Origin of the sequence: Thiorhodococcus minor (assembly GCF_010820565.1) — a bacterium.
GTDB lineage: Bacteria > Pseudomonadota > Gammaproteobacteria > Chromatiales > Chromatiaceae > Thiorhodococcus > Thiorhodococcus minor.
The window spans coordinates 1-13,898 of the sequence record NZ_JAAIJQ010000052.1; the positions used below are offsets into that span (position 1 = coordinate 1).

The window sequence follows — 13,898 nt, forward strand, 5'->3', positions numbered from 1 at the left end:
TCTTCGGTGTTGAGACTGATAGCGTTGCAACGCTTCATCGGCATGCTCCTACAAGGTTCCTGTGAAGACGCATTATTGTAACATAATCATAGCTTTAGGCGCTAAGTCCATGGCATTGGCGTGTCCCTTCAAGCGTGCTATGAACATAGACTTTGAGCGTCTTGCGCTCGCCGAGCACAACGCGATCAACGACGATATCGGGTAGGTTCAACAGCGTCTGAAGGGTGTCCGGGTCAAACTTCATTATGAACGGCGTCCGAATGGGGTTCTAGCGGAAAGCAGCAGGCAAGCCATTGATTTTAAAGATATCACAACCCCAGAGCAAACGGGAGAGCCTCAACTTCAGGGGCTCGTTGAATACCTGGATGCGGGACCGAAAAGTGCGTGAAAAAGCCCAAATCGCACTCCCTACGCTGATCCTCAGTGCTGGCTTATCGCGCTCACAAGGCACCTTCTTCAACGAGCAGATCATGGATGGACTCGGCCATGGCTCGATAGCCCTCCTGGTTGAAGTGGATCGCGTCGGACTTGTAGCGGCTTCGGCGCATGAGCTGTGCGACGAGATCGTCCTCGAAGACGAGGTCGTACTCCTCGGCGAGCTCGGTGTAGAAGGGGGCGGTCGAGGAGAACAGACGCTTCTCCGGCAGGCCGATCAGGACGACCTCGATGCCATTCGCCTCGGCGAGCTCGATCATGGCGGCGAGGTTGCGTTTGGTGGCCTGGGGATCGCGATTGCGCAGGATGTCATTGCCGCCTTCCAGCAGAAGCAGCAGATCCGGACGGGACTGCGCGAGCAGGCCCCGCAGGCGGGGGAGGCCATCCGCGGTGACTTCACCGGAGACACCGGCATTGATCACGCGGCGCCCGCTCAGGCGCTCCAGCACGCTCGGATAGCTGTGCGCTGGATCTGTGCCCACGCCATAGGTCAGGCTATCGCCGAAGGCGAGCAATGTCCCATTGGGAGGAATGGGGCTGAGGCGCGGCTGCTCGCAGCCCAGCAGCAGGGCGAGGATGGCGGGCAGGATTAGCGCGCTCAGCGCTCGGAAGTGCTCGGCGCGCCCAGTGCGACTTGATGGTTTCATTGAATCTCCGCCAATGCTTGGAGTCTTGCCGGGCCGATCGTCTCTATCCCCGTCGTGCGACTGTCAGGCAAGCTGCTCGCGCGATCGCTTGAGCCAACGCGTTGCCGCCTTCTCCGCCTCGACGATGAAGAGCACCGTCGAGGCGACGAGCACGATGCGGACCCAGACCAGCGGGTCGATGGCGGCCGTGCCGAAGAGTGCCTGGAGCGGGCTCAGGTAGGTGAAGCCCAGCTGGAAGAGCAAGAGAAGCCCGACGGCCAGGAGGACATAGGGGTTGCCCAAAAGGCCCTCGCGGCTCAGGACGGGCGCGCTGATGTATCTGGAGTTGAAGAGGTAGAAGATCTCGAACATCACCAGGGTGTTGACGGCGACCGTGCGTGCCGCCTCGATGCTGGCGTCTTGGGCCAGCTCCCAGAGAAAGAGACCGAAGGTGCCCGCCATCAGGATGATGGAGACATAGCCGATGCGCCAGAGGAAGAGTGGCGTCAGCACAGGCTCGCGGGCGTTGCGGGGCGAGCGATTCATGACGCCGGGCTCGGGTGGCTCGAAGGCGAGTGCAAGCGCCAGTGTGACGGCGGTGATCATGTTCACCCAGAGGATCTGCACCGGCGTTAGCGGGAACTCGTGGAAGCCGAGCAGGATGGCGCCGAGCACCACCAGGGCCTCGCCGCCGTTGGTGGGCAGGATGAAGAGGATGGCCTTCTTGAGGTTGTCGTAGACGGTGCGGCCTTCCTCGACGGCGTTGGCGATGGAGGCGAAGTTGTCGTCCGCGAGCACCATCTCGGCGGCCTCCTTGGCCGCCTCGGTGCCGTTGATGCCCATGGCGACGCCGACGTCGGCGCGCTTTAGTGCCGGGGCGTCATTGACGCCGTCTCCCGTCATGGCGACGACCTGTCCGCGCTCTTGGAGCGAGCGCACCAGTCTGAGCTTGTGCTCGGGGGTGACACGGGCGTAGACGTCGACGTCCGCGACCTGCTGTTCTAGGCCGTCCTCATCCAGGGCGTCCAGGTCTCGGCCGGTGAGGACCCTGTCTGAATTCCGTAGCCCGACCTGGCCTGCGATGGCCCTCGCGGTCGCGGCATGGTCGCCGGTGATCATCTTGACGCGGATCCCTGCCCGGGTGCAGGCCTCCACCGCGGCGATCGCTTCGGTGCGCGGTGGGTCGATCAGCCCCACCAGCGCGACCAGGACGAGTCCTTCCTCCAAGTCCTCGAAGTTCAGCTCCATCGGCTGCATGTCCAGAGACTTGGCCGCGATGGCGAGCACGCGCTGCCCTTCCGCGGCCAGCGCCTCCATCCTCCGCAGCCAGAAGTCAGGGTCGATGGCGGTCAGCTGGGCTTGGCTGCGCTGGTGCCCGCACATGTCCAGGATGGCCTCGGGGGCGCCCTTGACGAAGATGGCCGCCGCGCCCGAATGGTCGTGATGCAGCGTCGCCATGAACTTGTGCTCGGACTCGAAGGGGATGAGGTCGGAGCGGGGAAACGCCTTGGCGAGGGTCTCCGGGTCCAGTCCCGCCTTGATCCCGGCGACGACGAGCGCGCCCTCCATGGGGTCCCCATGAACGCGCCATTCGTCGTTGGCGAGCTCCAGCGTGGCGTCGTTGCAGAGCAGAGCGGCTTGCAGCGCCTCGCTCAGAACGCCGTCTTCCAGTGGTGAGCAGGTCTTGCCGTCGCAGTAGATGGCGCCGTGTGGGTCATAGCCTGCGCCGCTGAAGGTCAGGTCGCGGTCTGCGGTGACGACGTGCCGGACGGTCATCTCGTTGCGCGTCAGCGTCCCCGTCTTGTCCGAGCAGATCACCCCCACGGTGCCCAGCGTTTCCACCGCCGGCAATCGGCGGATGATGGCGTTGCGCCCCGCCATGCGCCTGACGCCGATCGCCAAGGTAATGGTCATGATGGCGGGGAGGCCCTCGGGGATCGCCGCCACGGCGAGTCCGACGGCGGCGAGGAACATCTCGGAGGCGAGATAGTCGCGCACCAGGACACCGAAGGCGAAGGTGACGCTCGCGAGCGCGAGAATGGCGATGGTGAGCCAGGTGCCGAACTGCGCCATCTGTCTGAGGAGTGGGGTGGTGAGCTGCTCCACTCCTGCGACCAAGGCGCTGATCCGGCCGATCTCGGTGCTGGCGCCGGTGGCGACCACGATGCCCGCGCCCTGGCCATGTGTCACCAGGGTTCCGGAATAGGCCATGCAAAGGCGGTCCGCCAGCGCTGTCTCCCGGGGCAGGGCGGCGACAGCCTTGTCGATGGGCACGGATTCGCCGGTCAGCGCCGCTTCTTCGATCTGCAGCCCCTTGACCCTAAGCAGGCGCAGATCCGCGGGGATCTTGTCGCCTGATTGCAGCTGCACCAGATCGCCAGGAACGAGATCCGCGGCGTCGAGCGTGAGGAGGCGGCCGTCCCGCCAGGCCATGGCATGCGGCGAGAGCATGCCGCGAATGGCGCGCAGGGCGTCTTCCGCCTTGCCTTCCTGAACGAAGCCGATCGCGGCATTGATGATGACGACGCCGAAGATGACGCTGGCGTCGAGCCAATGCTGCAGTAGTGTGGTCACGACACCCGCCGCCAGGAGCACGTAGATGAGGATGTTGCTGAATTGGCTTAGGAAGCGCTCCAGTGCGCTGCGCGGCTTGGCCTCCGGAAGGCTGTTGGGGCGATAGTGATCGAGGCGTCTGCGGGCGTCCTCGGAGCTGAGCCCTTGCTCGGCGGTTTCCAGGGCAGCCAAGACCGCTTCGGTTGGGATGTGGTGCCAGGAGCGGTCTGCTTGAGCCGACTCGGTTGGAGCTTGGGGTGAGAGATTGGCGGCGCGTCTTCGGCGCCAGAAGATCAGACCGACGGCAAGGGCGCAGACGAGCAGGATCGCCAGGGCGAGCGGCCAGTCCAGCGCAGGGAGCATCGAGGTGGAGCTGGCATCATCAGTCATGTCGGGACGACTCCTGATTGAATCTCTCAGGGCTATGGGCGTGCCATGCGCATCCGAAGCAGCCAGGGCAGGCGCGCGACGAAGCCGAGGACGAGACGGGTGTGCATCCAAGTCAATAGCACATTGTCGCGCCAATAGTCGAAGTGCGAGCTGCCCCCCTCGTCCTTGCTCAGATAGCGCACGGGCGCGTCGAGGTTGATGGGGCGAACGCCGCGCCAGGCGAGTCTGACGACGGCCTCGGGATCGAAGTCGAAGCGACGCATCCAGCGCTGCCGGCGCATGATGTCGAGCAGGGGCGCAACCGGGTAGACCCGGAAACCGAACAGCGAGTCACCGATCCCCATCCAGAGCGTTTCGAGGTTTGCCCACCAATTCGAGACGCGGCGGCCGCGAACCCGCAGCAAGGGTGCGCTCGCGTCGAAGACCGGCCTGCCGAGGATCATGCAGTCCGGGTGCTCGGCAGCGGCTTGCATGAAGGCCGGAATCAGCTCGGCTGGGTGCTGGCCGTCCGCATCCATGGTTAGCACATGGGAGACACCCTCGGCAGCGGCGGCGCTCAGGCCGTACAGCACCGCAGCGCCCTTACCACTGTTCGTCGGCAAGACCATGAGCCTGAGTCCTGCGTCATTTTCGGCGAGCTGCCGAAGCCCCTCGGCCGTGCCGTCCGTGCTGCCGTCGACCACCACCCAGACTTCGGGCCACTGGGCCCGTGCCGCGGCAACGCTCTGGTAGAGGATGGGGCCGGTGTTGTAGCTGGGGATCAGGACGATGCTCGTCACCCGAGTCATAAAGGCTCCTGGGTCGGTTTCTGCTGTCGGCGCCTACGCGCATCGCCCTTGTCGTCGATGCACGCCCTCGGTTCTGTTTTTGTCGCGAACGCGACGAGGCGCCCTGGTAGATGGTACCGCCCAGATGGCGAAGTCGTTGAAAAGATGAGGCTCCTCTTCATGGCGTGTCCTTTGCTTGCCAGTGCCCAACGCACAACGGCAGGGAAAATCGATCGCATGACACCAACCCACAGATCCAAACCGGCCGGGCGGACAGGCGTCGTCTCTGTCTTGGGCCGCTTGCGCAGGGACGTCTCCGCCGAGCCGAGCGATGCCACGGGCCGCGCCGAAGCGCGCCGCCGCGGCGTTGGCCGGCAGGCCTTCGCCCCTGTCGGAGGCTGCTGAGCCATGGCCCGCTTCCAGCCCTGTCATGGTAAAGATGCCTGTCGCGACAATGGCGAGCGGTGTCTGACCTGCGGCCGATCATTGAGCGAGATCGCCCGACTGCGGGACGCGCTCGACGCACTGGCGAATCTGGCGATCGAGCATGGCTATGAGAACAGCGAGGAATTCGCCAGCTATGTCGCTCGCAAGCTCTCTAAGACCATCAACCATCGCCGGGAGCAACTGCAATGAGCGCCGCCCTGATCGATCCGGACGACGCCCGGTTTCACCTGGGTGTGCAGGAGATGGATCGCGTTCACGGCGAGTTTATCGCCCTGGTCAATGCCATGGCCGAGGCCGATCAAGCCGGCTTTCTAGAGCTGTTCGCGCGCCTTGTCGAGCACACCAAGGCACATTTCGACGGCGAAGAGCAGCAGATGACCGAGACGCGATGTCCGGCGCTGCAGGAGCATCGCGCCGATCACCAGCGTGTGCTCGGGGATCTCTGGGCCATCGGTCAGCGCTCGACGCCGGTCCAGGTGGCCATGGGTCGCGCCTATGTGCGCGAGCAGCTGCCGACCTGGTTTGCGGTGCATGCGGCGACCATGGACAGCGCCCTGGCCGCGCACCTGAAGGCAAAGTCGGGCTCCTGAGCGATGGACACGACCGCAGCCGAGCGTGCCTCAGCGCGTGAGAGACGCAAGCTCCTGGTCTGTGACAGCGCCGAGCTGCGTGATCGGGAGCATCGCATCATCCCCCTCCTGTTCAAGAAGGAGCGGCAGACCGCCATCGTGCTGCGGTACGCCGGCCAGGTCCACGCCTACTTGAATCAATGTGTGCACATGGTGCGGCGTCTGGACTGCATGCACGACGCTGTCTTCGATGCAGACCAGGGGCACCTGCGCTGCTCCATGCACGGTATCGTCTATGATCCGGGGACGGGTGAGTCCTTGAGTGTCTTATATGCCGGCGAGCGCCTCGAGGCGCTGCGGTCCACCGAGATCGATGGGCAGGTCTTCATCGTCGACAAGCGTGTGAAGGCCCTCGATGAGCCCAGCCAGTCTTGATCCCGCCGGTAAATACCGCGCGGACAACTGCCAACTCCCCGCAGAGAGGACTTCCGATGAGAACCACCGACAAGATCCGCCAGCAGCTCGAGGAAAATCCAGTCGTGCTCTACATGAAGGGCACACTAGGCGAGCCGCGCTGCGGCTTCTCCGCGAAGGCCGCGGCCGCGCTGCAGTCGACCGGGGTCGAATTCGCCTATGTCGATGTCCTGGCCGCGCCGGCCTTTATGCAGGCGCTGCCCGAGGTCTCGGAATTTCCGACTTTCCCGCAGCTCTTCATCAAGGACGAGATCATCGGCGGAAGCGATATCATTGAGGCCATGCTCGCGAGTGGCGAGCTGCTGCCGATGCTGAAAGACGCGACAGCCTGATATCAGACCGAGGATCACAGATGCATCAAGACGACATCGTCACGCGCGTTCGGACCCAATACCCGGACGCGACCATCGACATCGCCGGGGCCGACTGCAACTTCGAGATTCACATCCTGAGCGACGGCTTCGCCGGACAGAGCCTGCTGCAGCGCCAAAAGGGGATCTTGGCCCTGTTCAAGGACGAGCTGCAGTCCGGCGCAATGCACGCCTTGACGATCAAGGCCAAGACACCGGCAGAGAAGGCCGCGGAGTCCTCCTGAGGCGAAGACAGATCCGCCGCGACCTTTTGGCTGATCGCGCGCGCTCATCAGCGGTGCCGGGCGATCGGCGGAGGCAGAACAGCCAGGCTGGGGGCTGATCTGCCGTCGCGCGCCGCTTTCAGCCTCGAGCTGAAGCTGCTCGCCTGGCACCGATCTGGGGAAAGGCATCCCTACGTCTCATTGGGGGATCTGATCGTCGGCGAGTCTGATCATCCGGCTGGTGCATCACCATCGACCGCTCACCCGGGAGAGCGCGCGCCCATGAAGAGCAACCGACAGCGTCGAGCAGAGATCAAGGCCAAGCGGGTGAAACGGGCGCAAAGACTCAAGATGCGCCTGCAGCCCAAGCCGCGCCTCGGCGAAACTCCTTTAGGGGCGGTCGCGGCGGACCATGGCGCGCTCAGCCACAATAACACCTATGGCTTGCTCCCGGACTATTACGTCGATCGGGCGTTCGTCTGTCGCGACTGTGGCAGCGAGGAGATCTGGACCGCCCAGCAGCAAAAATGGTGGTATGAAGCGGCCAAAGGGCACATCGACTCCTACGCGGTCCGCTGCCGCGCTTGCCGCAAGCGCATTCGTGACCAAAAAGTGGCTCAGAAGCGTCACATGGAGGCAATGGCGGCTCGACCCCGCCATCCGAACGAGGCCTTTTTTCGACGGAAGCTGCGTCGGTCCGCCAAGTAGCTGCGGTGGCTGGGGCGCATCCGGTCGATCCCGCGATCAGGTTCTCGACCAGCACCTGGGGCCCAGGGCCTCAGTCAATCCAGATTCCCATGTCCTCAAGAACAGCCTGCGCGCCCTGCTCGGCAACACCGGCTCCATGGTGCTGTGCGGCCACCCCTGCCGGGACACCGCAGCGCTCGGTGTCTGAAGGCATGGGGCGCCCAATGGTTGCGTGCGACCCGGCTAGCGACAGGCTCGAAGGCTGTTGCCGACCGAGCCGGCTTCATGTCATCGGCGAGATGTGGTCCGAAGAGCGACCATGCATTGCGGGCTCCTCTGCACGCTGATCGAGGATGTCCAAGGCTTCTTCATCCTGGGCCTAGGTGCGGCGCGGCCGATCGATGCGCCGCGCCATCGGCGTGTAGAAGTCGTCCCACCAGGCCGCGTCCGGCGGGGTGAAGCAGGTAAGCGAGGTCCGCCGCACCGGATGTGCCCGGTCTCTTTCCCCGGAGTCTCCTGATCTCTGCGGCTTGATTCAATCAATCGATTGATCTACTGTTAGGCCACCTGCCGCAGGTTCCTGCATCCCCGTGCCCAGCTTGGGAGCTATCGTGCCCGACCGATCCGCGAATCCCGAAACGCCCGACACCCGCCAGCGCTTGCTGCGCAGCGCCCTGCGCGCCTTTGGGCACAACGACTACGACGCGGTCTCCAACCGCCAGCTGGTGCAGGACGCCGGGGCGAACGTGGCGGCGATCTCCTATCACTTCGGCGGCAAGCGCGAGCTCTACCTGGCCACGGCCGCCTACCTGGCGGAGCAGCTCGGCGAGGGCATAGGCGAACAACTGGACCGCATCGAGCAGGCGCTGCCCAGCGCGTCCGCGGCCGACTGCCAGCGGATGCTCGGGCAGTTGGTGAGTGGTTTCGCGCTGCGGTTGATCGCCGGTCCGCTCAGCGAGGACGCGCCGGGCTTCATCTTTCGCGAACAAAACCAGCCCACCGAGGCCTTCGATGTGCTCTACGAAAAGCTCTTCGGCCCGATGCACGCCGTCATGGCCAAGTTGGTTGCCGGCGCCCGCGGCCTGGAGGAGGTGGATACCGAGTGCCGCCTGGTGGCACATGCGCTGACGGGGCCGACCATCGCCTTCCGCGCCGCGCGCACGACGATGCTGCGCCATCTCGGCCGGAATGCCTACACAGATGAGGACGTGGCGCAGATCCAGGCGCTGCTGTGCGTCATCACCAAGGCCGCGCTGGACTACCAAGCGCTCGGCTCCAATCCCCTCCCATCCCATCCCCTGCCACCCCATTCAGGAGCAGACCGATGAGCACCGAGCGCCCCGTCCGCAAGCACCGCTGGCTGATCTTGCCGCCCATCGCCATCGGCATCGGCATCCTGGTCTGGATGGCCCAGGGCCGCGAGCCGCCGGCGCAGACCGAGCAGGGCGAAACGGCGCGTCCCGTGCGCGTCATCGAGGCGCCCGCGGTGGCGCTGGCACCGAGCGCCGAGGGCTATGGGCCGGTGCGCCCGGCGCGGGTCTGGAAGGCGGTGGCTCAGGTGTCCGGGCGCATCATCGAGATCCACCCGCGGCTGCGCGACGGCGAGATTCTGGCGGCGGGGACCGAGCTGATCCGCATCGATCCCATCGACTATGAGCTGGCCCTGGCACAGGCCCAGGCCGAGCTGGCGGAGCTGGAGGTGCAGGAGCAAAACGCCCGTGCATCGCTGGAGATCGAGGAGCGCAATCGCGACCTCGCCAACCAAGAGCTGGAGCGGCTGCGCAAGCTCGGGACACGGGGCACGGTCTCCGACAGTGATGTGGATCAGGCCGAGCGCGCCGCGCTGACCAGCAACAGCGCGGTGCAGAACCTGCGCAACCAACTGACCCTGATCCCGACCCAGCGGCGGGTGCTAGAGAGCCAGGCGGCGCGCGCCGAGCGGGACCTGGAGCGCACCCAGATCCGGGCGCCGTTCGATCTGCGCATCGCCAATCTGGGCGTGGAGGCGGATCAGTACGTCGGCGTCGGTCAGACCCTGTTCGAGGGCGACTCGGTGGACAGGGTGGAGATGGACATCCAGGTGCCGCTGTACGCGCTGCGGCGGCTGTTCCTGGACCTGCCCGCCGAGGGGCTGACACCAGACTGGGCGTCAGATCAGCCGCCAGACCCTCGGCAGGCCGCAAGCCGAGTGGTCGATCCGACCCAGCTCAACGCGCTGCTGCCCAAGCTCGCGGGACTCAATCCGCTGGTGCGGCTGGATCTCGGCGATGCCGTGGCCGAATGGCAGGCGGAGTTCGTGCGCATGGACGATGAGGTCGACCCGCAGACCCGCACCATGGGCGTGGTGGTGGCCGTCGACCGGCCCTATGACCAGATCATCCCCGGCCAGCGACCGCCGCTGTCCAAGGGCATGTTCGTGCAGGTGGTGCTGCGCGGGCGCAGCCGTGGGCCGCGGGTGCTGGTGCCGCGCGGGGCGGTGCGCGATGGCGCCGTCTTCGTCGTCGACGATGAGCAGCGCCTGCGCCGCCGGCCGGTCGAGGTGCTGTTCGACCAGGACGGCAACAGCGTTATCGCCTCTGGTCTCGAGCCCGGTGAGCGGGTGGTGCTGTCGGACCTGGTGCCCGCCGTCGACGGCATGCTGCTGGACCCGCAAGTGGATATCGAGCTGGCCGAGCAACTGCAAGCCCTCGGAGTCGCGCCATGATCGCCTGGTTCGCACGCCACCAGACCGCGGCCAACCTGCTCATGGCCGCCATCATGATCCTTGGCCTCACCGCCCTGCCGGGCCTACAGCGCGAGACCCTGCCGGAGATCCAGAACGACAAGGTCCAGGTGCAATTGATCTACCGCGGCGCCACGCCAGAGGATGTCGAAGACGCGGTGTGCCGACGCCTGGAAGACGCCATCGAGGGCATCACAGATCTCGATGAGCTGCGCTGCGAGTCCCGCGAGGGCATCGGCACCGCCACCGCGGTCATGCGCGAGGGCGCGGATATGATGCGCTTTCTCGACGACGTGAAGTCCGAGGTGGACGCCATCGACGACTTTCCGGACCAGGTCGAGCTGCCGGTGATCACAGAGCTGGGCCGCACCGAGCCGGTGATCTCGCTGGCGGTGACCGGGCCGCAAGACCCGGTCGACCTCAAGGCCTACGCCGAGGACCTCAAGGACCGGATACTGGCCGGCACCGAGGTCGCCGAGGTCAGCGTCGTCGGCTTCTCGGACCATCACATCCGCATCGAGGTACCGGCCTGGCGGCTGCGCCAGTACGGCCTGTCCGCGCAGGACATCGCCGATGCCGTGGGCTGGCAGAGCCTCGGCAGCCCGGCGGGGCGGCTCGAGGGCGGCGCCGAGGACCTGCTGCTACGCTTCGACGATCAGCGCAAGCGCGCGGAAGACTTCCGCGATCTGGTGGTTATCTCCGGCGCCGGCGGCGCCAGCATCCGTCTCGGCGAGATCGCGACCATCACCGACCGCTTCGACCGCGACGAGGACAAGATCCTGTTCGACGGCCAGCGCGCCGCGGTGCTGGACATCGCCAAGACCCGCGACCAAGACGTGCTCGACCTGCTCGGGCAGGTCCGCGCCTTCGTCGTCGCCGAGCAGGCGGCAACGCCGGCCGGCGTCGCGCTGCACCTGACCCAGGACCGCGCCTCCATCGTCCAGGACCGGCTCGACATGCTGGTCCGCAACGGCGTGCAGGGTCTGGCGCTGGTGTTCCTGGTGCTGTGGCTGTTCTTCGGCCTGCGCTACAGCTTCTGGGTCGCCATGGGGCTGCCGGTGTCCTTCCTCGGCGCCCTGTTCCTGCTGCCCGCCTTCGGCATCACCATCAACATGATCTCGATGGTGGGGCTGTTGATCGGCGTCGGCCTGCTGATGGACGACGCCATCGTCATCAGTGAGAACATCGCCGCGCGCATGGCCAAGGGCGACAGCCCGGCGCGGGCCGCCATCGAGGGCTCGCGCGAGGTGGCGCCTGGCATCCTGTCGTCGTTCGCCACCACGCTGCTGGTGTTCGGCTCGCTGGCGTTCATCTCCGGGGAGATCGGGCAGATCCTGCGCATCATGCCCATCGTCTTGATCCTGGTGATCTCGGTGAGCCTGCTGGAGGCCTTTCTGATCCTGCCGCACCATCTGAATCACTCGCTGGCGCATCAGCGCGCCCATGGGGGCCCAGCTGGCAACGGGCAACGGCCATCGCGCTTCCGTCAGGGCTTCGAGCGCGGCTTCGGCCGCCTGCGCGACCGGACCTTCGGCCGGCTGCTCGACCTTGCGGTGGACTACCGCTATCTCACCGTCGGCCTGGTGCTGATGCTGTTCATCATCGCGGTGGCGATGCCGGTGGGCGGCAAGCTCAAGTTCGTCGGCTTCCCAGACCTGGACGGCGACGTCATCGAGGCCCGCATCCTGTTGCCCCAGGGTACCCCGCTGGCACGCACAGAGGCCGTCGTGGCAGGGGTCGAGACGGCGCTGGCCGAGGTCAACGACGTCTTCCGAGAGCGCCAGCCTGGGCAGCAGGATCTGGTGCAATCGGTGACCGTGATCTACGGCGAAAACCCGGACGCCTACGAGACAGGTCCGCATGTGGCGCGCGTGGTCGCGGACCTGCTCGGTGCCGAGGAGCGCGATGCCGCGCTGAGCGAGGTGCTCAACACCTGGCGTGCCGCGGTCGGCGAGCGGCCGGACGTCATCGGCATCAAGTACACCGAGCCCGCCATCGGCCCCGGCGGACGCGCCATCGATCTGCGTCTGGTGGGTGCAGACCTGGACCAGCTCAAGGCGGCGTCCAACGCACTGCAAGCCTATCTGAACCGCTTCGCCGGCGTGCAGGACCTCACCGACGACCTGCGCCCCGGCAAGCGCGAATACCGGCTGCGGCTGAAGCCCGACGCCGGCGTGCTGGGTCTGGACGCCCGCCAGGTCTCGGAGCAACTGCGTGCCGCCTTCCAGGGCGTGAAGATCGACGAGTTCCCGCTCGGCGCCGAGACTTATGAGGTCAACCTGCGCATCGACGCCGGCGACCGCACCGGCCCGGCCGATCTGGAGCGATTCGCCGTCACCGGCCGCGACGGCGCGCTGATCCCGCTCGCCAACCTGGCCGAGGTCGAGCAGGTGCGCGGCTGGGCGCGCATCCATCGCGTCGACGGCCAGCGCGCGGTCACGGTGCAGGGCGACGTCGATCGTGAGCTTGCCAACGCCCAAGAGCTGCTGGGTCAGGCCCGCGCCGAGTTCATCCCCGGCCTGCTGGAGCGCTTCCCGGGCGTGCACCTGGACGTGGAGGGCGAGAGCAAGGAATCCGCCGAGACCGGCCGATCCATCGGCCGCAACGTCCTGCTCGGCCTGATCGGCGTCTACATGCTGCTGGCGCTGCAATTCCGCGGCTATCTGGCGCCCATCACCGTGATGCTGGTGATCCCCACGGCGTTCATCGGCGTCGCGCTCGGCCACATGGCCCTGGGGCTGGACCTGACCATGCCCAGCATCGTCGGCATGGCCTCGCTGTTCGGCGTCGTCGTCAACGACAGCATCCTCTTGGTGACCTTCATCCGCCAGGAGCGCCGGCGCGGCATGGCCATCATCGACGCCGCCAAACAGGCCGGTCGCGCCCGCTTTCGCCCCATCCTGCTGACCTCCATCACCACCGTCGCCGGCCTGACTCCGCTGCTGCTGGAGAAGAGCCTACAGGCGCAGATCCTGATCCCGCTGGCCGCCAGCCTCGCCTTCGGATTGGTCACCGCCACCATTGCGGCGCTCTTCCTGGTGCCGGCGGTCTACGTCATCCTCGATGACTTTGGGGCGCTGGGGGCACTGGAGGCGGAGGCGGACGGTAACGCGCCGACGGTCCAAGAGGCTCGCGCGTAGCGGCATCCGCTGTCGGCCTTCTTCAGGCCGCGGCTCACCAGCGCTAGGGCACATGAGCCTAGAAAGAGCTGCCAGCCACCAGCAGCCAGCTCATAGCTTTGTTTCGGAGCTGCTTTCAGGTCTTCGCTGAGTCACCCAAGGGGCGAGCGGCTGATCGGCCAGAAAATTCGGCAACTGTATGATAGGCCTCCGCTGGTAGCTGGTAGCTGGTAGCTGGTAGCTGGTAGCTGGTAGCTGGTAGCTGGTAGCTGGTAGCTGACTGCTCCAATTAGGATGAAGACAGTGCGTGAGCTGCGTGCCACGCGAACGCCGACATGGCCGCCGAGTCAGCGGGAGAAATCGGGAGAGAAATCGGGGGCGGTGGGGCCTGACAAGGCCGCCCGTGCTAGCGGGTGTGGGAGTCCCGCCTGGGTCGAGGTGAGCCGCGAGCCCAGTATCGAGCCTAGCATCGAGAGCACTTAGGTGATTTCCTGAAATGATCCTACCCAGAACAGCGCCTCCAGTCGGATGGGCA

12 protein-coding genes are annotated in these 13,898 nt (G+C 66.0%); 9 read left to right on the plus strand and 3 right to left on the minus strand.

All coding sequences use genetic code 11. From position 1 onward, the window contains the following. Positions 1-440 precede the first annotated feature (440 nt). The 3 genes from G3446_RS16465 to G3446_RS16475 form a co-directional block, all read right to left on the minus strand. Positions 441-1,082 carry an arylesterase gene (locus G3446_RS16465; RefSeq protein ID WP_164453924.1) on the minus strand — a complete coding sequence of 214 codons (642 nt, stop codon included), beginning with the start codon at positions 1,080-1,082 and terminating at the stop codon, positions 441-443. A 63-nt stretch (positions 1,083-1,145) separates the two neighbouring features. After that, positions 1,146-4,004: a cation-transporting P-type ATPase gene (locus G3446_RS16470; protein WP_245232555.1), complete on the minus strand. Its 2,859-nt coding sequence runs from the start codon at positions 4,002-4,004 to the stop codon at positions 1,146-1,148. A 32-nt stretch (positions 4,005-4,036) separates the two neighbouring features. Beyond that, positions 4,037-4,792: a glycosyltransferase family 2 protein gene (locus tag G3446_RS16475; protein WP_164453925.1), complete on the minus strand. Its 756-nt coding sequence runs from the start codon at positions 4,790-4,792 to the stop codon at positions 4,037-4,039. A 387-nt stretch (positions 4,793-5,179) separates the two neighbouring features. On the opposite strand from G3446_RS16475, the gene G3446_RS16480 reads away from it, so the two are divergent. The 9 genes from G3446_RS16480 to G3446_RS16520 all read left to right on the plus strand — a co-directional run bounded on the left by G3446_RS16480 (position 5,180) and on the right by G3446_RS16520 (position 13,384). Next, a complete protein-coding gene (locus G3446_RS16480) occupies positions 5,180-5,407 on the plus strand; it encodes a hypothetical protein (RefSeq protein ID WP_164453926.1) in 228 nt (75 codons plus the stop codon). After that, the gene (locus G3446_RS16485; RefSeq protein WP_164453927.1) at positions 5,404-5,808 is read left to right on the plus strand and encodes a bacteriohemerythrin; all 405 of its coding nucleotides are present in this window, start codon (positions 5,404-5,406) and stop codon (positions 5,806-5,808) included. The genes G3446_RS16480 and G3446_RS16485 overlap by 4 nt, the downstream gene beginning before the upstream one ends. Positions 5,809-5,811: 3 nt before the next feature. Next, on the plus strand, positions 5,812-6,222 hold the full coding sequence (locus G3446_RS16490; RefSeq protein ID WP_164453928.1) for a Rieske (2Fe-2S) protein: 411 nt from the start codon (positions 5,812-5,814) through the stop codon (positions 6,220-6,222). 56 nt (positions 6,223-6,278) lie between these two features. Further along, positions 6,279-6,593 carry a Grx4 family monothiol glutaredoxin gene (gene grxD, locus G3446_RS16495; protein WP_164453929.1) on the plus strand — a complete coding sequence of 105 codons (315 nt, stop codon included), beginning with the start codon at positions 6,279-6,281 and terminating at the stop codon, positions 6,591-6,593. Between the two features lie 20 nt (positions 6,594-6,613). Next, positions 6,614-6,856, plus strand: coding sequence for a BolA/IbaG family iron-sulfur metabolism protein (locus G3446_RS16500; protein ID WP_164453930.1), 243 nt, complete (start codon positions 6,614-6,616; stop codon positions 6,854-6,856). 261 nt (positions 6,857-7,117) lie between these two features. Further along, positions 7,118-7,543, plus strand: a complete 426-nt coding sequence (locus G3446_RS16505) for a zinc-ribbon domain-containing protein (RefSeq protein ID WP_164453931.1) — start codon at positions 7,118-7,120, stop codon at positions 7,541-7,543. A 590-nt stretch (positions 7,544-8,133) separates the two neighbouring features. Next, positions 8,134-8,850 carry a CerR family C-terminal domain-containing protein gene (locus tag G3446_RS16510; protein ID WP_164453932.1) on the plus strand — a complete coding sequence of 239 codons (717 nt, stop codon included), beginning with the start codon at positions 8,134-8,136 and terminating at the stop codon, positions 8,848-8,850. Beyond that, the gene (locus G3446_RS16515) at positions 8,847-10,226 is read left to right on the plus strand and encodes an efflux RND transporter periplasmic adaptor subunit (protein ID WP_164453933.1); all 1,380 of its coding nucleotides are present in this window, start codon (positions 8,847-8,849) and stop codon (positions 10,224-10,226) included. The genes G3446_RS16510 and G3446_RS16515 overlap by 4 nt, the downstream gene beginning before the upstream one ends. Then, the gene (locus G3446_RS16520; protein WP_164453934.1) at positions 10,223-13,384 is read left to right on the plus strand and encodes an efflux RND transporter permease subunit; all 3,162 of its coding nucleotides are present in this window, start codon (positions 10,223-10,225) and stop codon (positions 13,382-13,384) included. The genes G3446_RS16515 and G3446_RS16520 overlap by 4 nt, the downstream gene beginning before the upstream one ends. The last annotated feature ends 514 nt before the right edge of the window (positions 13,385-13,898 follow it).